This window comes from Kitasatospora sp. NPDC048662 (assembly GCF_055587065.1).
In genome coordinates this window covers 323,120-341,037 of sequence record NZ_JBVJHA010000003.1, presented here as the reverse complement: position 1 = coordinate 341,037, position 17,918 = coordinate 323,120, and the positions used below count along the sequence as shown (strand labels likewise).

13 protein-coding genes are annotated in these 17,918 nt (G+C 72.7%); 8 read left to right on the top strand and 5 right to left on the bottom strand.

Translation table 11 applies throughout. The annotated features are described in order from the left end of the window. Positions 1 to 67 precede the first annotated feature (67 nt). The gene (gene lnt, locus ACZ6R9_RS12110; protein WP_465538098.1) at positions 68 to 1,624 is read left to right on the top strand and encodes an apolipoprotein N-acyltransferase; all 1,557 of its coding nucleotides are present in this window, start codon (positions 68 to 70) and stop codon (positions 1,622 to 1,624) included. A gap of 103 nt (positions 1,625 to 1,727) precedes the next feature. Here the strand turns inward: lnt and ACZ6R9_RS12105 are convergent, their stop codons facing one another. The 5 genes from ACZ6R9_RS12105 to ACZ6R9_RS12085 all read right to left on the bottom strand — a co-directional run bounded on the left by ACZ6R9_RS12105 (position 1,728) and on the right by ACZ6R9_RS12085 (position 8,754). Then, on the bottom strand, positions 1,728 to 2,492 hold the full coding sequence (locus ACZ6R9_RS12105; RefSeq protein ID WP_380483977.1) for a VOC family protein: 765 nt from the start codon (positions 2,490 to 2,492) through the stop codon (positions 1,728 to 1,730). Next, entirely contained in the window at positions 2,489 to 3,403 is a 915-nt protein-coding gene (locus ACZ6R9_RS12100; RefSeq protein WP_380483975.1) for an NADP-dependent oxidoreductase, read from the bottom strand. The genes ACZ6R9_RS12105 and ACZ6R9_RS12100 overlap by 4 nt, the downstream gene beginning before the upstream one ends. 144 nt (positions 3,404 to 3,547) lie before the next feature. After that, on the bottom strand, positions 3,548 to 5,797 hold the full coding sequence (locus ACZ6R9_RS12095) for a putative bifunctional diguanylate cyclase/phosphodiesterase (protein ID WP_465538097.1): 2,250 nt from the start codon (positions 5,795 to 5,797) through the stop codon (positions 3,548 to 3,550). Then, positions 5,794 to 6,600, bottom strand: coding sequence for an SAM-dependent methyltransferase (locus ACZ6R9_RS12090; protein ID WP_380483972.1), 807 nt, complete (start codon positions 6,598 to 6,600; stop codon positions 5,794 to 5,796). Before ACZ6R9_RS12090 ends, ACZ6R9_RS12095 begins: the two co-directional genes overlap by 4 nt. A 171-nt stretch (positions 6,601 to 6,771) precedes the next feature. Continuing rightward, positions 6,772 to 8,754 carry a glycoside hydrolase family 6 protein gene (locus ACZ6R9_RS12085; protein ID WP_465538096.1) on the bottom strand — a complete coding sequence of 661 codons (1,983 nt, stop codon included), beginning with the start codon at positions 8,752 to 8,754 and terminating at the stop codon, positions 6,772 to 6,774. Between the two features lie 348 nt (positions 8,755 to 9,102). On the opposite strand from ACZ6R9_RS12085, the gene ACZ6R9_RS12080 reads away from it, so the two are divergent. The 7 genes from ACZ6R9_RS12080 to egtD all read left to right on the top strand — a co-directional run bounded on the left by ACZ6R9_RS12080 (position 9,103) and on the right by egtD (position 17,899). After that, the gene (locus ACZ6R9_RS12080) at positions 9,103 to 10,278 is read left to right on the top strand and encodes a winged helix DNA-binding domain-containing protein (RefSeq protein WP_465538095.1); all 1,176 of its coding nucleotides are present in this window, start codon (positions 9,103 to 9,105) and stop codon (positions 10,276 to 10,278) included. Positions 10,279 to 11,065: 787 nt separating this feature from the next. Beyond that, entirely contained in the window at positions 11,066 to 12,130 is a 1,065-nt protein-coding gene (locus ACZ6R9_RS12075; RefSeq protein ID WP_465538094.1) for an S-adenosylmethionine:tRNA ribosyltransferase-isomerase, read from the top strand. Between the two features lie 107 nt (positions 12,131 to 12,237). Further along, positions 12,238 to 13,413 (top strand): aminotransferase class I/II-fold pyridoxal phosphate-dependent enzyme, encoded by a 1,176-nt coding sequence (locus ACZ6R9_RS12070; protein ID WP_465538261.1) that lies wholly within the window; start codon positions 12,238 to 12,240, stop codon positions 13,411 to 13,413. Positions 13,414 to 13,480: 67 nt separating this feature from the next. Next, positions 13,481 to 14,821: an ergothioneine biosynthesis glutamate--cysteine ligase EgtA gene (gene egtA / locus ACZ6R9_RS12065; protein ID WP_380483964.1), complete on the top strand. Its 1,341-nt coding sequence runs from the start codon at positions 13,481 to 13,483 to the stop codon at positions 14,819 to 14,821. Next, on the top strand, positions 14,815 to 16,137 hold the full coding sequence (gene egtB / locus ACZ6R9_RS12060; protein ID WP_465538093.1) for an ergothioneine biosynthesis protein EgtB: 1,323 nt from the start codon (positions 14,815 to 14,817) through the stop codon (positions 16,135 to 16,137). The genes egtA and egtB overlap by 7 nt, the downstream gene beginning before the upstream one ends. Continuing rightward, positions 16,137 to 16,913 (top strand): ergothioneine biosynthesis protein EgtC, encoded by a 777-nt coding sequence (gene egtC / locus ACZ6R9_RS12055; protein WP_465538092.1) that lies wholly within the window; start codon positions 16,137 to 16,139, stop codon positions 16,911 to 16,913. Before egtB ends, egtC begins: the two co-directional genes overlap by 1 nt. Continuing rightward, the gene (gene egtD / locus ACZ6R9_RS12050) at positions 16,910 to 17,899 is read left to right on the top strand and encodes an L-histidine N(alpha)-methyltransferase (RefSeq protein WP_380483958.1); all 990 of its coding nucleotides are present in this window, start codon (positions 16,910 to 16,912) and stop codon (positions 17,897 to 17,899) included. Before egtC ends, egtD begins: the two co-directional genes overlap by 4 nt. Positions 17,900 to 17,918: the final 19 nt, after the last annotated feature.

Here is a 17,918-nt window from a genome sequence, read left to right as displayed (position 1 = left end):
GCGACACTTGACGTTCCGGTGATCGAATAGGGGTGCCTTCCACCCCGCCCGGGCGGACAATTTCCACATGAGCCTGCGAATCGCCCTCACCCGCCCGGCGCGCTACGGCGCGCTGGTCGCGGGTGCGCTGCCCGTTCTGACGTTCCCCGGCGCGGGTCTGGCGGCCCTCGCCTGGGTGGCGCTGGTGCCGGGGCTGTTGCTGATGCGCGCGGCGGGCGGGGCGCGCGAGGCGGCGGTGCGCGGCTGGTGGTTCGGGGCGGGGTTCATCCTGACCGCCATGTACTGGCTGATCCCGTCGATCGGCCCGGCGCTGCCGCTGCTGGCGGTGGTGTTCGGGGTGTTGCAGGCGCCGGTGGGCCTGGCCGTGTGGTGGTTGTTGCACGGCGAGTTGACGCTCCGCCGGTCGGCGGCGGCCCTGGTGGTGGTGCCGGCGGTGTGGGTGAGCGCCGAGTTCGCCCGGTCCTGGCATGCGCTGGGCGGGCCGTGGGCGCTGCTGGGCGCGTCGCAGTGGGAGCATCCGGCGGTGCTCGGGCTGGCCTCGATCGGCGGGGTGTGGCTGGTGAGTTGGGCGTTGGTGACGGTCAACACCGCGTTGACGATCGTGGTGCTGGCCCGCGGTGTGCGGCTGCGGCTGCTGGCGGGTGCGACGGCGCTGGCCTCGGTGCTGGCGGGTCCGTTGGCGTTCGCCGCGCAGGCCGCGCCGGCCGCTCGCGGTTCGGCGACGGTGGCGCTGGTGCAGGCGGGCCAGACGCCGGACGAGCAGGCCCGGTTGGAGGCGAACGTCCGGATCACCCGGTCGTTGGCGGGCCGCCCGGTGGATCTGGTGGTGTGGGGCGAGAGTTCGACCACCGCCGATCTGGACCGGGACGGTGCGACGCTGGGCCGGCTGACGGCGCTGTCCGCTTCGACGGGCGCGCGGCTGCTGGTCGGCGAGGACGCCCGGAAGGCGGACGGCCGGATCTCCAAGGACGCGGTGCTGGTGGACCCCTCGGGCATCGTGGCGCGCTACCGCAAGATCCGGCTGGTGCCGTTCGGCGAGTACATTCCGCTGCGTCCGCTGCTGGGCTGGATCGCGGGGGTGAGTTCGGCGGCGGGCGAGAACCGGGCCCCGGGCAGCTCGGTGCACCTGCTGCCGGTGGTGGGGCGGGACGGCCGTCCACTGCCGGTCGGTACCCTGATCTGCTTCGAGTCGGCGTTCCCGGACATGTCGCGCGCCGCCTCCCGAGAAGGCGCCGGGCTGATCGTGTACCAGTCGGCGACCTCGACGTTCCAGTCCACCTGGGCCCCGGCGCAGCACGCCTCGCTGGGGGCGATCCGGGCGGCGGAGACCGGCCGCCCGGTGGTGCAGGCGGCGTTGACGGGCGAGTCGGTGGCGTACGACGCGCAGGGCCGCCGACTGGTGCACCTGACCACGGGCGAGTCGGGCGCTGTGACGGTCCGGGTGGCGCCGGCCGATCCGGCGGCCCGGACGTGGTACGTCCGGCTGGGCGACTGGGTGCCGCTGACGGCACTGGTGGTGACGGCGACGGCCGGGGCGGCGGCTGCGCTGCCCCGGCTGCGTGAGCGTCGCCGCCGGGGCGAGCCGGCCTTGCCGTCGCCGGATCTGCCGTCGGCCAGGGTCTGAACTCCCGTACCCCGCAGCTTCCCGTACCCCGCAGCCGAATCACAGCCGTACCGTGACTCGCCCGCCCAGCAGGCGAGTCTGTCGTACCCGCCCCGCTGCGGCCTCAACTCTCCCGGTACGCCACGTGGATGCCGAACACCGCGCCCTGCGGGTCGCGCAGCACGGCGAGGCGCGGGCCGTCGGGGACGTCGGTGGGCGGCAGCGTGACGGTGGCGCCGAGCAGCGCGGCGCGCTCGGCGCTCAGGTCGACGTCGGCGACCGCGAAGTACGGCATCCAGTACGGCGGGACTTCGGCCGGGAACTGGTCGGCCATGTCCATCATGCCGCCGAAGTCCCGTCCCTCCAGGCCGAATTGGGTGTACATCTCGCCGGTGGTGACGCTCCAGCCGAAGACCCGGGGGTAGAACTCGGTGGCGCCCTGCGGGTCGCGGGTGGCGAGTTCCACCCAGCCGAGCGCGCCAGGTTCGTTGATCACGTCGCAGCCGCGCAGGGTTCCGGGTTGCCAGCCGCAGAAGACCGCACCGCCGGGGTCGCGGGCGACGGTGAACCGTCCCCAGTCGAAGGCGTCCGTCGGCGGGACGATCAGGCTGCCGCCACCGGCGGTGATCTTCTCTGCGGTGGCGTCGGCGTCGGTGGTGTGGAAGCTGATGTTCCACGCGGTGGGCTGCTCGGCCTTCGCCAACCCGACCAGTCCGGCGGCGAGTTGCTCTCCGGCGTACAGCCGGGTGTAGCCCATCGCCTTCTCCAGCGGGATGGGTTCGGTGCGCCAGCCGAACAGCTCGTGGTAGAAGGTCCTGGCCGCGATGGGGTCCTTGGTGGACAGTTCGACCCAGCAGGGCGCTCCGGGCGTGAACTCGGTGATTTTCACGGGCGGTTCATCTCCAGGATCAGCTTGCCGCGGGCGTGCCCGGACTCGACCTCGGCGATCGCCTCGGCGGCGCGCTCCAGTGGGTACCTGGCGCTGATTTGGGCGTCGAGCGCGCCGTCGGCGACCAGTTCGGCGAGGACGGTGAGCACGGTCGCGGTGCCGTCGCGTCGCACGTACGCGCCGCCGAGTTCCTCGGCGGTGGCGCGGTCGGCGGTGGACACCAGCCGCCCGGGCCGGCGCAGTGCCCCGGCGACGTCGCGGACGGCCGCTCCGCCGACCAGGTCGAGGATCGCGTCCACGCCGTCGGGGGCGGCTTCCCGGAGCCGGGCGGCGACGCCGTCGCCGTAGCGGACGGGTGTTCCGCCGAGGGCGCGGACGTGGTCGGCGCTGGCGGCGCCGGCGGTGCCGAGGACGGTGATGCCGCGGGCGCGGGCGATCTGGGTGGCGGCGCTGCCGACGCCGCCGGAGATGCCGACGATCAGCAGGCTCTCGCCGGCCCGCAGGTCGAGTTGCTGGAGCGCGTCGTACGCGGTGGCGGCGGCGACGGGCAGCGCGGCGGCCTGGTCGAAGCCGACGGCGGCGGGTTTGTGCGCGGTGGCGCGGGCGGACAGCAGTACCTGTTCGGCGAACGCCCCGGCGGGCGCGATGCCGAACACTTCGTCGCCGACGGCGAACCCGTTGGCCTCCTCCCCCACGGCGGTCACCACGCCCGCGGCCTCGCTGCCCATCACCAGGGGCGGTTCGGCGGCCGTTCCGAACCAGCCTTCCCGTTTCTTCCAGTCGGCCGGGTTGACGCCGGCCGCCCTGACCTCGATCCGTACCCCGCCGGGGCCGGGTTCGGGCAGCGGCCGGTCCAGGAACGTCTGCTGCTCCGGCCCGCCGTACGCGACGAACCCGAATGCCTTCACCATCTCGTCCCGCCTCTTCCTGCTCTCCGGTTCAGCCCCGACGCCCTTCAGCTTGCCGGGGTACCGGCCGGTAGCCGTGGACGGGTGGGCCGAACGGGAGCGCCGGCGGGTGGGCCGAACGGGGGCGCCGAAGCGCCGGGCGTGAGCTCAGGAGTCGCCGTCGGCCCGGGGCGCGGGTTCCGGCTCGGTAGTCAACTCCCGTGCGGGGAGGGGACGGTGGTGCACGCTGTCGAGCCGGACGCCGTCCGGGGCGTGCCTGCGGTCGACACCGCCGGGTGCTTCGCCGAGCGCGGCTTCGGCGGCCCGTTCGGGGTCGCCCTCGGCGATCCGGCGGGCGATCTCGGCGGGCCGCACCGGCCGGCCGAAGTGCCAGCCCTGGGCGAGGTCGCAGCCCATCAGCCGCAGCCGTTCGGCGTCGGCGCGGCTCTCCACACCCTCGGCGGTGACGGACAGGCCGAGGGTGTGGGCGAGCGAGACCAGGCCGCTGACGATCCGCCAGCCGAGGTGGGTGTCCTTGGCGGGGTCGTGCAGGTCGCCGACGAACGACCCGGCGATCTTCAGGTTGGAGACCGGCAGGTCGCGCAGGTAGGCGAGGTTGGACCAGCCGGTGCCGAAGTCGTCGACGGCCAGCGAGACGCCCATGTCGACCAGGGCGTGCAGGGCCTTGAGGGCTTCGTCCTCGGGGCCGACCACCGTCGATTCGGTGATCTCCAGCTGCAGCATGGACGGGTCGAGTCCGGTGTTGCGCAGGATCCGGTCGATGTCGGCGACCAGTCCGGCGTTGCGGGCCTGCCGGACGGCCAGGTTGACGCTGAGCTTGGGTGCGCGGTCGCCGAACCTGGCGACCCAGTCGGCGGCCTGTTCGCAGGCCTGTTCCAGCACCCAGCGGCCGAGCGGCATGATCAGGCCGGTCTCCTCGGCGACGCCGACGAACTGCTCGGGGCCGATGACGCCGAGCTCCGGGTCGCGCCAGCGCACCAGCGCCTCGACGCCCGTCATCGCGCCGGTGCCGAGGTCGATCATCGGCTGGTAGTCGATGAAGAACTCGCCGCGGTCGAGCGCGGCGGGCATCCGCACCGATACGGCGTATCGGCTGACGGCGCGCGCGTTCTCCTTCGGGTCGAACAAGGTCCAGCGGCCGCGGCCGGCCTCCTTGGCGCGGTACAGCGTGAGGTCGGCGGCGCGGACGGCGGCGCCGGGGGTGGTGCTGGAGATCCGTCGCTCCAGCACCCCGACGCTGGCGCCGACGGCGAGCCGGTGGTCGCCGATCACCACGGGCTTGGTGAGCGCGGCGAGGACGGTCTTGGCGGCGGCGACGGCTTCCTGTTCGCCGCGGCAGTTCTCCAGCAGCACCACGAATTCGTCGCCGCCGAGCCGGGCCACCATGTGCCCGAGCGGGCTGAGCGCGGACTCCAGGCGGCCGGCGACCACGGTCAGCAGTTGGTCGCCCATGTCGTGGCCGAGGCTGTCGTTGACGACCTTGAAGCCGTCCAGATCGACGTAGCACAGGCCGAACCGGGCGTCCGGTTCGGGCGATTCGAAGAGCCGCTCCAGCCGTTCGAAGAACGCGGCCCGGTTGGGCAGGCCGGTCAGCGGGTCGTGGGTGGCCTGGTGGCGCAGGCGTTCCTGGAGCCGGTAGCGGTCGGTGACGTCCTCCAGCATCGCGACCTGGTACAGCGGCGAGCCGTCGTCGTCGCGGATCAGCGAGACCGTCAGGTGCGTCCAGACCACTTCGCCGTCGCGCCGGTAGTACGGCTTGTCGAACTGGAAGTACTCGCGTTTGCCGCTGATCAGTTCCTCGTAGGCCTCCCACACGCCGGGGGTGTCCTCGGGGTGCATGAGGTCGTTGACGCGGACGCCCTGCATGTCCTCGGGTCCGCCGCCGAAGATCTCGCCGAGGGCCCGGTTGACGGCCAGGATGTTGCCGTCGGTGTCGCCGAGACCGATGCCGATCGCCGCGGATTCGAACAGGGCGCGGAAGCGGGCCTCGGAGACCCGCAGCGCCTTCTCGACCTCCTGGCGGGCGGTGTCGGCGGCCAGCCGGATCGCCTCCTGCTCGCGCAGGGTGCGTTCGCGCAGAGCGGCCGCCCAGCCGGCCGCGAACGCGCCGGACAGGGCCGGGCCGCGCTCGTCGGGGACGGGTTGGCTCTGGAGCAACTGGACTGCTTCGGACAGCAGTTGGGGGTCGGTGAAGTGGTTGTCGATCAGCAGCGCGCCGACCTGCCCGGCGAGTTCCGGGCGGAACGGGTGTTCCAGGGCGGCGCGGTGCAGCAGGTCGGCGGTCCGCGCGATCAGCGGGTTGAGGACGCCGGGGCGCACCGCCGCGCCGTGTCCGGTGCGCAGCATGGCGGCCCAGGCGGTACGGAACCCGTCCTCCGGGGCGGCCGCCTCGTTCATGACAGGCGTCCGACGCCGGCCATCCCGGTGATCCGCTCGGGGTGCGGGTCAACAGCGGCGGCGTCGTCGGGGCGCCACTGGGTCAGGTAGACCACGCCGGGTTCGACGAGATCGAAGCCGTCGAAGAAGGAGGTGATCCGTTCGCGGCTGCGCATGGTGAGCGGCGTGGGGGTGGCGCGGTACAGGTCCTGGTGGGCGCCGGCCTGGTCCGGGCGGCCCTCGAGGGCGGCGTGCGAGAGGATCAGGGCGCTGCCGCTGGGGAGGGCTTCGCGGAGTTTGGCGAGGATCTTCTCGGGCTCGTCGTCGTCGGTGACGAAGTGCATGACGGCGTTGAGGATGACGGCGACGGGCTCGCCGGGGGCGAGCAGCTCTTCGACCTCGGGGCGGGAGAGCAGGTCGTCGGTGTTGCGCAGGTCGGCGTCGACGACCTGGCACAGGTCGTCGTCGGCGAGGATGAGGCGGCTGTGGGCGACGGCGACCGGGTCCATGTCGATGTAGACGACGCGGGCGTCGGGCTGGTACTCGCGGGCGACCTCGTGGACGGCACCGAAGGTGGGGATGCCGGAGCCGATGTCGAGGAAGCGGCTGATGCCTTCGGCGGCGACGTACTGGGTGGCGCGGTGCAGGAACGCGCGGTTGGCCCGCATGATCTTGGGCAGGTCCGGCCAGAGTTCCATGGCCTTGCGTGCCATTTGCCGGTCGACCTCGAAGTTGTGGGAACCGCCGAGGTAGTAGTCGTAGACCCGGGCGGCGTTGGGCTTGTCGAGGTCGGTCCCCGCGGGCACCCAGTTCGGACGCGCCATGACGGCACCCCTTCCGGCGGGCAATCGGTCGAAAAATGGCAACAGGACGTAAAGATCTTCTTATACTTCCGATCCCCTTGGCAAGCGGCGCCGTCCGACCGGCCGTACTGGTCACAATGGGGCCGCCGCCCGCCCGCGCGGGTGCGGGTGGGCGGCGGCGGGGTGGGGGCGTCAGCCGGTGGCGGTGCAGGTGAGGGTGGGGGTGGCGTTGGTGCCGGAGTAGGTGGCGCCGAAGCCGAACGCGGTGCTGGCGCCGGCGGCGAGGGTGCCGTTGTAGGAGAGGTTGGTCACGGTGACGGCCTGGCCGGACTGGCCGAGCCGGCCGTTCCACAAGTTGGTGATCTGCTGGTTGCCGCCGAAGTTCCAGGTGACCTCCCAGGTCTTGATCGCCGCGCTGCCGGCGGTGACGGTGACATCGGCGTTGAAGCCCGCGCCCCAGTCGTTGGTGACCTTGTAGGTGGCGGTGCAGCCGGCGCCGGTGCCGCCGGATGCCTGGGCGGTGGCGACGAGTGCCGCGGAGGCCGCGGAGACGTTGCCTGCGGCGTCGCGTGCCTGGACGGTGTACGAGTACGCGGTCGAGGCGCTCAGGCCGGTGTCGGTGTAGGAGGTGCCGGAGGTGGAGCCGACCAGCGTGCCGCCGCGGTGGATCTCGTAGCCGGTGACGCCGACGTTGTCGGTGGCGGCGCTCCAGCTCAGCGCGACGCTGCTGGCGGTGGTGGTGGCGGCCAGGCCGGTCGGGGCGGTCGGCGGGGTGGTGTCGCCGGTGGACGGGCCGAGGGCCGGGTAGGCGTTCTTCAGCAGTTCCTGGAACTGCGCGGAGAACCAGTGCCCGGCGAGCGGGGCGTTCGGCAGCGCGCCCGACATGTTGTTGTTGTTGCGCGGGTTGCCGGTGTAGGTGGGGTCGCACATCCGGTCGAAGCCCTTGCCCTCGTCGTTCGGGATCGCCGAGCTCGCGCCGTCCGACTCGCCGGGCGGCTTCACCCACACGTACGCCGCTATGCCGTCCTCGGGTGCGGCCTTGGGGCGTTCGCCGAGGCCCGCGCCGGACTGGTTGCACCAGTTGCCGGTCTGGAAGCGGCGGTCGATGCGGCCGCCGTCCACGTACGCGTCCACCGAGGTCTTCGGGCCCGGGCCGGCGGGACGGCTCGCGCCGCCCCAGCCGTTGCGCGAGGTGTCGATCAGCATGCCGACGCCCGCGTCGAAGCCGGACGCGACCGCCTTGGCCCGGAACGCCTTGGCGTAGCTCGCCTCGTCCACGTAGTTGTTCCAGTCCACCCACTTCGACTGGCGCACCGAGGTGCCGTTGACCGAGTCGCCGACGGTGAAGTTGGGCTCGTGCAGCGCCGAGTAGTTGGCGGTGTTGGTGATGAAGCCCTGGACGTTGTTGACGGTCGAGCCGGACGCGGTGGCGGCCTGCTTGATGACGTCGATGGTGGGCTGGAGGTTGGAGTCCCAGCCGAGCCAGCCGTGGTGACCGGCGTCCACGTAGTTGTAGACGTTCGGGATCGCGCCGAGCTTGGCGAGCGCGTAGCCCACGCCGTTGATGTAGTTGCCGTTGGCCTTCATGGTGTCGCAGGCGGGGGTGGCGGTGGCGGTGCCGCCCGCGTTGGTGACCAGGTTCGGCAGCGAGTCGATCTCGACGGTGGTGACGATCCGCAGGTTCGTGTAGGCCGGGTCGGCCAGGATGGCGGCGATCGGGTCGATGAACTCGCTCTTGTAGCGCGGCAGGTCGGTGGGGCCGAGCTCGCCGTTCGAGGCCAGCGCGGAGCAGTCGCGGCCCGGCAGGTCGTAGATGACGACCTGGAACACGTACGGCTTGCCGGCGGCCTGCTGCACGGCGGCGTTCAGGTGGTCGCGCAGGCCCATCACGCCGTTGCCGCCAGCGATGGCCGCGATGCGGTCCATCCAGACGGCGGTGGGCTGGGTGGAGACCGCGGAACCGCCGGGTTCGGCGGCGGCGCGGGCGGACCACTCGGGGTTCACGTAGACCCCGGCGCCGACGAACGGGTTGTCCACGCGGGCGGTCGCGGCGTGGGCGGCGGGGGTCGCGGCGTGGGCGGCGGGGGTCGCGGCGGCGATCGGCAGCACGGTCGCGGCGCTGAGCGCCGCGGCCGCTGCCGCCGTCGGAAGACGGCGTGTCAGGTTGGCCGACACAGTGACGGAGTCCTTTCGACTGGGGGACGGACTCGGCAGAGGGCACCCCCAACCTGTGGGAGCGCTCCCATACTTGGCCCGGACGGGATCGAACTCGGCCCGGGAACAACCGATATGAAGCCATGACCTCCTGGTGCCGTCAAGGAGTCGCGCCGAAACCGTGGGAGCGCTCCCGCGTGCGCCCGACCGGACCCCGCACCCGGACGCGCAGTTCACCACCCCGCCGCCGTTCCGGCCGCGCCCCGGGGGCGGGCCGGTCGCCCCGGGGACTTCACGCCCGTGCCGCGAACGTGCGGCAGCTGCGCATCGTGGCAGGCTGAGGACGCCCCTGAGTCCGAGGAGGAACGCGTGCCCGCCCGACCGCAGTTCGACGACGACCAGCGCCGCGCCCGGCTGGCCCGGCGGCACCGCCTCGCCCCGGAGGCCAAGGCGAGGCGGGCCGAGCAGGTGGTGGACGATCTGGTCGCCGTGCACGCCACCGATGCCGCCACGCTGTTCCTCGCCGTCTCGGCCCGGCTCGCCGCACCCGGCATCGCCGACACCGAGCGGGCCCTGTACCGGGACGGCACTGTGCTGCGTCAACACGGCATGCGCAGCACGCTGTTCGCCGTCCCCGCCGCGCTCGCCCCGACGGTGTACACCTCCACCACGGCGAAGCTGGTGGCCCGCGAACGCGCCCGCCTGCTCAAGGACTTCGCCGCCTCCGGACGCGATGCCGCCTGGACGGCCGGCGTGGAGGCCGCCGTCCGGTCCGCCCTCGCCGACTCCGAGCTGACTGGCAGTCAACTCAGCGACCTCGTACCGCAGTTGCGCGAGAAGATCGACTACGGGGCGGGCACCTCGTACCACACCGAGCAGCCGATCGGAATGCGTCTGCTGCGACTGCTCGGCATGGAGGGCAGCATCGTTCGCCGTCACCCGGTGGGCAGTTGGACCAGCAGCCAGCACCGCTGGACACTGGGCCCGCCGGCCCCGTCCGCACCGTCGGCCGCCGAACGGGCCGACGCGCAGCGGGAGTTGGCGCGACGCTGGTTGGCCACGTACGGCCCGGCGACCGAGGACGACCTGGTGTGGTGGACCGGCTGGGGGGTCCGCGAGGTGCGCGCGGCACTGGCCGGGTGCGCGGCCGTCGAGGCGGAACTCGCGGGCGGCGCGGCGGGGTTCGTCCTCCCCGGCGATCTCGATCCGGTCGCGGAGCCGGCCCCGTGGGCTGCGCTGCTGCCGGCCCTGGATCCGAGCGCGATGAGCGTGAAGCACCGGGACTGGTACCTGCCTCCCACCCATCGTCCACAACTGATCGACCGCTCGGGCAATCTCGGCCCGACGGTGTGGTGGAACGGCCGGGTCGTCGGAGGCTGGGCCCAACGCCCGGACGGCGAGGTGGTGTTCGCCCTCCTGGAGGATGCCGGCCGGGAGGCCTTGGCCACCGTCGAGGCTCAGGCCGGTGTGCTGCGCACGGTGCTCGGCGATGCCCGCGTCACGCCACGCTTCCGCACCCCGCTGGAGCGCCGTCTCACGTCCTGATGCACCCGTTCGTGCGTGTGGTCCGGTGGCGGCGGGAAGGTGCCGGGGCACGTCGTCCCTCTGCCGTACGCGCGGGGGGCGCCTCCCCGCCGACAAGGTGCCGGACGCCTCCGCCTGGCCGGCCGCGCTGTACCCGGCCGCCGGCTCCGACCGTTACTGGGGTTCGCTCCAGACTGGGGTTCGCCCCAGCCCGACCGGCTCGCCGAGTACCACGCCTCCCGCACCCTCACCGACGTCGATGCGCTGTCCGCCCTGCTCGCCGCGGTCGTCCCGGCGCAGCAGGCGCAGCTGATCACCGCTCTCGCGCGGGCCGCCAACGCGGACTCCGACGCCGGTCGCCCCCGCCGACCGCGACCGGGTGCTGCGGGTCCTGGACGCGGCGCTGGGAGGGGCGCTGGACGGGGCCAGGCTCGGCGTCGAGGCTGTCGGGTCGGCGATCGCCGCGCTGCCCGAGCGCTCGCGCGCCACTGCCCGCCTGCAGGTTCGGCTGACTGCGGGCCTGGTCGGCGCTCTGCGTCAACTCATGCCCACTGACCGGGACTTGGTCGAGCCCGACCTCGCGATTTCATTGGCCCGGCTGAGCAGCGCGCTGGCCGAGGTGGGGTGCCGGGCGCCGGCGGCCGGAGCAGTGCCGCCGCCCCCGGGCCTGCATGGTCCGCGCGGTCCGCGCAGTCCGCGTGGTCCGAACGGCAGGTCCGAGGTGCGGCGGCGCGGCCGTTCGGGTCCACTCGTCGATATCGGGGGCGCCACGGATCGTCAACGATTCGTATCGAGAGGATAGCGGACGATGAGGACCGAAGAATTCGAGTTCGACCACAACGCGAAGGACATGCCGACCGATCCCGTCGAACTACGCGGCCGGAATCGTGAGAGCGGAAAGATGGTGGTGCTCGAACGCGCGACGGGGACGATCGATCACACCGAATTCCCTTCCATCCTCGACCATCTCCAGACCGGCGATCTCCTGGTGCTGAACGACAGCTACATGATGTCGAACACGCTGGCATTCCGGCACGGCGGCGAGACGATGGACGTCATCGTCTTCGGTCATGAGCCCGACGGTGCGAACATCGCAAGAATTGGCACCGGACTGAATCTCGGGCCCGGGGCCATCCTCACCTCGATCGACGATCCAGAATTGCGATGTACCTTGGTCGAGCCGCAGCCCGACCACCTCTGGAAAGTGATGTTCGAGCCCGCCGAGCGATTGGTTCCGGCCCTCGACCGGTACGGGCGGCGCAGCGACGAAACCGTCCCGCTCGATCCGGCGCACTGGCAAGCGGCACGCGGGGCGTACCGCTCGGTCTACGCCAAGAAGGCGGGTTCGCTGGAGATCCCGTCGGCGGGCCTGCATTTCTCGCGGGAGCTGCTGGAGCGGATTGCCGAAAAGGGTGTCGAGATTGCATACATCACGCTGCACGTGGGCGCCACCGAAATCCTCGCGGTGCGCCACATCAGTACGGAGGAGGTCGAGAACCACAAGGTCCGGTCCGAGTACTTCGAGGTCGGCGAAAAGGCGGCTGCGCAGATCAATCGGGCGCTGGCCGACGGGCGGCGGATCATCGCGGTCGGCACAACAGTGATGCGGACGCTCGAATCACTCACGGTTCAGGATGGACCCCGGGCAGCCGTTCAGGCCCAGAAGGGCTGGACGGATCTCTACATCTACCCGGGATTCCGGTTCAGGATCGTGAAGGGGCTGGTGACCAATCTGCACCGGCCTCGTTCCAGCCACATTGTGCTCACGGCGGCCTTTGGGGGCAAGGATCTCGTCATGCGGTCCTATGCGGAGATCCTCGAAAAGGGCGGGTACGAGTTCGACATGTTCGGTGACTGCATGCTCATTCTTTAGCCCGGAACAGGGCCGACCTTCCGGAAGGAACAGTCGTGGGCGAGGCGTTCTCGCGGGACGGCACGGGGAGTGCGAAGTGGGCGCGGGCCGGGGCGGGGCGGATCGCGATGGGGATCGCGGACATGGATCTGCCGGGGCCGGCGGCGGTGGGCGCGGCGTTGCGGGTGCGGGCGGGGCATCCGGCGTTCGGGTATCCGGTGGCGGAGGAGGCGGACCGGGTGCTGGTGGCCCGCTGGTACCGGCGGCGGCACGGGGTCGAGGTGCCGCCGCAGTGGGTGATGCTGCTGCCGTTCGCACCCGGTACGGCGGTACGGCTGCTACTGGAGGCGGCGCGCCCGCTGTCCGGTCCGGCGGTGTGCGTGACGCCGGAGTGGAACGGGTTCGTGCGGGCATGCCGGGCGGCGGGCGTACCGGTGCGGGAGGTGCCGCTGCTCTCCCCCGGCCAACAGGAAAACGCTTTCCGGTCGGTGCGGGAGGCATCGCTGTCACACTCCCCCGACCAACGGGAAAACGCTTTCCGGTCGATGCCGGAGGCACCGCTGGCATCGCCGGCATCGCTGCCGCACTCCCCCGACCAACGGGAAAACGCTTTCCGCCTGCCGCTCCAGGAGATCGCCGCCGCCCGCCCGGGCATGGTGCTGCTGAGCAGTCCGAACAATCCGACGGGCCTGCTCTGGCCGGCCGAGGACATCCGGGCGCTGGCCCGGACCGCGGCGCCGGGGCTGCTGGTGTCGGACGAGGTGCACGGGGATCTGCGGCATCCGGACGCGGGTGTGCCGCATCCGGTGGCGGTGGCGGTGACGGACGGGGCGCCGAATGTGGTGACGCTGAACTCGGTCGGCAAGACCTTCAACGTGTCGGGGGTGCCGAGTTGTCTCGCGCTGGTACCGGATCCGGCGTTGCGGGCGCGGCTGACGGAGGTGATGGCGGGGTTCGGCCTGTGGGAGGGCGGCCTGCTGGGCGCGCTGGTGCAGCGGGCGGCGCTGGCGGAGGGCGAGGCGTGGCTGGCGGGGTTGCTGGAGCGGTTGGTGACGGCCCGGGAGGCGGCGACGGCGGCGTTGGGCGATGCGGTGCTGGCTCGTCCGCAGGCGTCGTTCCTGCTCTGGCTGGACGGTTCGGGCCTGGGGACCCGGGAGCAGTTGCTCACGCAGCGTCAGGTCGAACTGGCGAACGGTTCCGATTTCGGCCCGGCCGGTTCCGGTTGCCTGCGGCTGAATTTCGCCCTGCCGCCGGACCGGCTCCGCACCGCTCTCACCCGCTTGACCTGCACGACTGCGAGCTGACGGGCGTCGAGGTTTGCCCCGGGGCAGACTGAGCAGGAACAACCGGGCCATAGTCGCGTACCGAGGGATGGTGAGTCCGGTGACATCTGTACGCCCACCGCAGGCCGATCGACCGGCCGATTCGACACAGAGCGTGACCCCACCGACGGAGTTGACCGAGGCGTCGGCCGAACGACACCTGGGCGCCATCTGCTTCAAGATCGGGCCGCCGGCGCTGGTCGGGGTGGAGGCGGAGTGGTTCGTCCATGACGGCCGATGTCCGTCCGCCCCGGTGGATCCCGCCCGGGTGGCGGCCGCGTTGGCGGTGCTGCCCGGCTCGGCCGACGGCCCGGTGTTCCCGGCGGGCTCGCGGCTGACGTACGAACCCGGCGGGCAGGTCGAGCTCAGCTCCCCGCCCGCCGCCGACCCGGCCGCCTGCGCGGCGGGTCTGAGCGCCGACCAGGCGGTGCTGCGGGCGGCGCTGGCCGCCGAGGGCCTGCGGCTGACGGGCAGTGGCACCGATCCGCTGGACCGCGAGCGCCGGATGCTGGCCACCCACCCGCGCTACCGGGCGATGGAACGTCACTTCGGCCGCGGCGGCCCGTGGGGCCGGATCATGATGACGGGCACCGCCTCGGTGCAGGTCTGCGTGGACGCGGGCACCGAGGGAACGTACCTCGACCGCTGGCGTCTGACGCATCTGCTGGGGCCGGTGCTGGTGGGCGCGTTCGCCAACTCGCCGCTGCTGGAGGGCCGTCCGACGGGCTGGAAGTCGACCCGGCAGCTGGTCTGGTCGCGGATGGACCCCTCACGCACCCTGGCCCCGCCGCCGCTCGCCGACCCGCGCGAGGCGTGGACGCGGTACGTGCTGGACGCGACGGTGCTGTGCGTGCGCCGCCCGGACGGGCTGCCGTGGGACGCCCCGGCGGGGCTGACCTTCCGCGACTGGCTGCGCGGCGGTGGCGAACGCGGCGCCGTGCTGGCCGACCTGGACTACCACCGCACCACGCTGTTCCCGCCGGTGCGCCCGCGCGGCCACCTGGAGCTGCGGATGATCGACGCCCAGCCGGGCGAGGGCTGGCGGGTGCCGCTGGCGCTGGTGTCCGCGCTGATGGACGATCCGCTGGCCGCCGAGGAGGCCCGGGCCGCGCTGGAGCGCCTCGGCCACGCGGGCTCGCGCGCGCCCCGCTCGGGTCTGTGGCGGCGCGCCGCCGCGCTCGGCATGGCCGACGCCGAGCTGCGCCGGGCCGCGCTGGCCTGTTTCTCCGCCGCCGAGCGCTCGCTGGCCCGCCGCGACGGCCAACTGCGGCCCGCGCTGCTGGAGTTCGCCGAGCGCTATCCGGCCCGGGGCCGCTGCCCCGCCGACGACCAGTTGGCCGCGCTGCGCACCGGCGCCGCGCCCGCGTTGCAGGAGGACACCCCGTGCTGAACGCCGACCGCACCGACCCCGCCGTGCTGCGCGAGCTGATCGCCACCGAACTGCTGGCCGCCCGGGAGCGCACCGGGCTGCTCACCGGCGCCGTGGAGGACGCCGAACTCGTCGCCCAGCACTCACCGTTGATGTCGCCGCTGGTGTGGGACCTGGCGCACATCGGCAACCAGGAGGAGCTGTGGCTGCTGCGCAACGTCGGCGGCCGCGACCCGATGCACCCGGAGATCGACCCGCTGTACGACGCGTTCGAGCATCCGCGTTCCGAGCGCCCCAGCCTGCCGCTGCTTCCGCCGGACCAGGCCCGCGCGTACGCGTACGAGGTGCGCGGCCGGGTGCTGGACCTGCTGGCCGCCTCGCCGCTGGAGGGGGCGCCGCTGCTGGACGCCGGGTTCGCGTTCGGGATGATCGCGCAGCACGAGCAGCAGCACGACGAGACCATGCTGATCACCCACCAGCTGCGCAAGGGCCCGGCGGTGCTGGACGCGCCGCCGCCGCCCGCCGCGGAGGGCGCGCTCGCTCCCGAAGTGCTGGTCCCCGCCGGGCCGTTCACCATGGGTACCGACACCGAGCCGTGGGCGCTGGACAACGAGCGCCCGGCGCACCTGGTGGACCTGCCGGCGTTCTGGCTGGACAGCGCGCCGGTCTCCAACGCCGCCTACCAGGCATTCATCGCCGACGGCGGCTACCGCGACCCGCGCTGGTGGACACCGGCCGGCTGGGAGCACCGGATGTCCGCCGACCTGACCGCGCCGCTGTTCTGGACCCAGCAGGGCGGGCAGTGGCTGCGCCGCCGCTTCGGGCACGTCGAGCCGGTTCCACCGAACGAGCCGGTGCTGCACGTGAGTTGGTACGAGGCGGACGCGTACGCGCGGTGGGCGGGTCGGCGGCTGCCGACCGAGGCGGAGTGGGAGAAGGCGGCCCGGCACGACCCGGCGAGCGGCCGCTCCCGGCGCTTCCCGTGGGGCGACGAGCCGCCCGGGCCGGAGCACGCCAACCTGGGCCAGCGCCACCTGCGCCCGGCCCCGGTCGGCGCCTATCCGCAGGGCGAGTCGCCATACGGGGCCCGGCAGTTGATCGGTGACGTGTGGGAGTGGACGGCCAGCGACTTCACCGGCTACCCGGGGTTCCGGGCGTGGCCGTACCGGGAGTACTCGGAGGTGTTCTTCGGGCCCGAGTACAAGGTGCTGCGCGGCGGCTCGTTCGCGGTCGCGCCGGTCGCCTGCCGGGGCACCTTCCGCAACTGGGACTATCCGATCCGGCGGCAGATCTTCTCCGGGTTCCGCACCGCCCGCGACGCGGAAGGCGATTCCTGATGTGCCGTCACTTCGCTTATCTGGGACGGCCGGTGGCGCTTCGGACGGTGCTGCTGGATCCGCCGTTCGGGCTGCTTCGGCAGTCCTGGGCGCCCCGCTTGCAGCGCTTCGGCAACGTCAATGTGGACGGCTACGGGGTTGGTTGGTACGCCGAGGGCGACGAGCGTCCGGCCCGTTACCGGCGGGAGGGGCCGATCTGGGCGGACGGCGACCTGGCGGACCTGGCCCGGGTGGTGCGCTCGCACGCGATCCTCGGCGCCGTCCGCTCGGCGACCCCGGGCTGTGCACCGGGCCCGCAGGCGGCGGCCCCGTTCGCCGCCGGGCGCTGGCTGTTCAGCCACAACGGGGCGCTGCCGGGCTGGCCGGGTACCTTCGAGCCGCTGGCCGAACTGCTGCCCGCCGCCGAGCTGTTGGAGTTGGAGGCGCGCACCGATTCGGCGCTGCTGTGGGCGGTGGTGCTGAACCGGCTGCGCGCGGGCATCGAGTTGGGCAAGGCGCTCGCCGAAGTGTGCGTGGCGGCGTCCGAGTTGGCCGATGCCCGGATCAATCTGCTGGCCACCGACGGCAGTTCGCTGGCCGCGACAGCCTGGGGCGACACGCTGTTCCAGCGCCGCGGCGCGGACGGTTCGCTGCTGGTGGCCTCCGAACCCTTCGACGACGGGCCGGGCTGGTCCGAAGTCCCCGACCGTACCTTGCTGGTGGCCGACGCGGCCGGCAGCGCGCTCACCCCGCTGGCCCCGACCGGGCCGCGAAGCCGAGAGGACGCACCGCTGTGACCGGATACCGGCTGACCCGCCTTCTGCCCGCCGACCACCTGCACCACGCCCTGCGCGCGGACGTGCGCAGCGGCCTGACCGGAAAGCCGAAACGGCTGCCGCCGAAGTGGTTCTACGACGCCCGGGGCTCCGAGCTGTTCGAGGAGATCACCCGGCTGCCCGAGTACTACCCGACCCGGGCGGAGCGGGAGATCCTGACGGCGCGGGCCGGGGAGATCGCGGCCGCGACCGGGGCCCGCACGCTGGTCGAACTGGGCTCCGGCTCCTCGGAGAAGACCCGGCTGCTGCTGGACGCGCTGCGCGCGCACGGCACGCTGGAGCGGTACGTCCCGGTCGATGTCAGCGAGAGTGCGCTGGAGTCGGCGGCGAAGGCGCTGATCGCCGAGTACCCGGGGCTCGAAGTCTCGGCGGTGCTCTCGGACTTCACCACCGGCCTCGGTCTGCCCGAGGAGGGCGGCGGCCCCCGGCTGGTGGTGTTCCTCGGCGGCACGCTGGGCAATCTGGTGCCGCAGGAGCGGGCGGATTTCCTGCGCGGCCTGCGGTCCCAACTGCTGCCGGGCGACGCGCTGTTGCTGGGCACGGACCTGGTGAAGGACCCGGCAGTGCTGGTCGCCGCGTACGACGACGCGGCGGGCGTGACGGCGGAGTTCAACCGGAACCTGCTGGCGGTGCTGAACCGCGAGCTGGACGCAGACTTCGACCCGGCGCAGTTCGCGCACGTGGCGCTCTGGGATCCGGAGCAGGAGTGGATCGAGATGCGGCTGCGCTCGCTGCGGACGCAGAGCGTGAAGATCACGGAGCTGGGTATCGGGGTGCACTTCGAGGAGGGCGAGGAGCTGCACACGGAGGTGTCGGCGAAGTTCCGGCGGGAACGGGTGGAGCGTGAACTGTTCGCCGCCGGGCTGCGGTTGAGCGACTGGTGGACGGACTCCGAGGGCCGGTTCGGCCTGTCGCTGTCGCGGCCGATGACGGACGCCGCGGACTGAGCCGTGGCTTCCCGGCCCG

Bases quoted from the DNA above. Each gene is read 5' to 3' on its own strand.
- ACZ6R9_RS12095 (WP_465538097.1), bottom strand. From the start codon at position 5,797: ATGAACGAGGCGGCCGCCCCGGAGGACGGGTTCCGTACCGCCTGGGCC.
- ACZ6R9_RS12070 (WP_465538261.1), top strand. From the start codon at position 12,238: ATGGGGATCGCGGACATGGATCTGCCGGGGCCGGCGGCGGTGGGCGCG.
- egtC (WP_465538092.1), top strand. From the start codon at position 16,137: ATGTGCCGTCACTTCGCTTATCTGGGACGGCCGGTGGCGCTTCGGACG.
- ACZ6R9_RS12090 (WP_380483972.1), bottom strand. From the start codon at position 6,600: ATGGCGCGTCCGAACTGGGTGCCCGCGGGGACCGACCTCGACAAGCCC.
- lnt (WP_465538098.1), top strand. From the start codon at position 68: ATGAGCCTGCGAATCGCCCTCACCCGCCCGGCGCGCTACGGCGCGCTG.
- egtA (WP_380483964.1), top strand. From the start codon at position 13,481: ATGGTGAGTCCGGTGACATCTGTACGCCCACCGCAGGCCGATCGACCG.
- ACZ6R9_RS12075 (WP_465538094.1), top strand. From the start codon at position 11,066: ATGAGGACCGAAGAATTCGAGTTCGACCACAACGCGAAGGACATGCCG.
- ACZ6R9_RS12100 (WP_380483975.1), bottom strand. From the start codon at position 3,403: ATGGTGAAGGCATTCGGGTTCGTCGCGTACGGCGGGCCGGAGCAGCAG.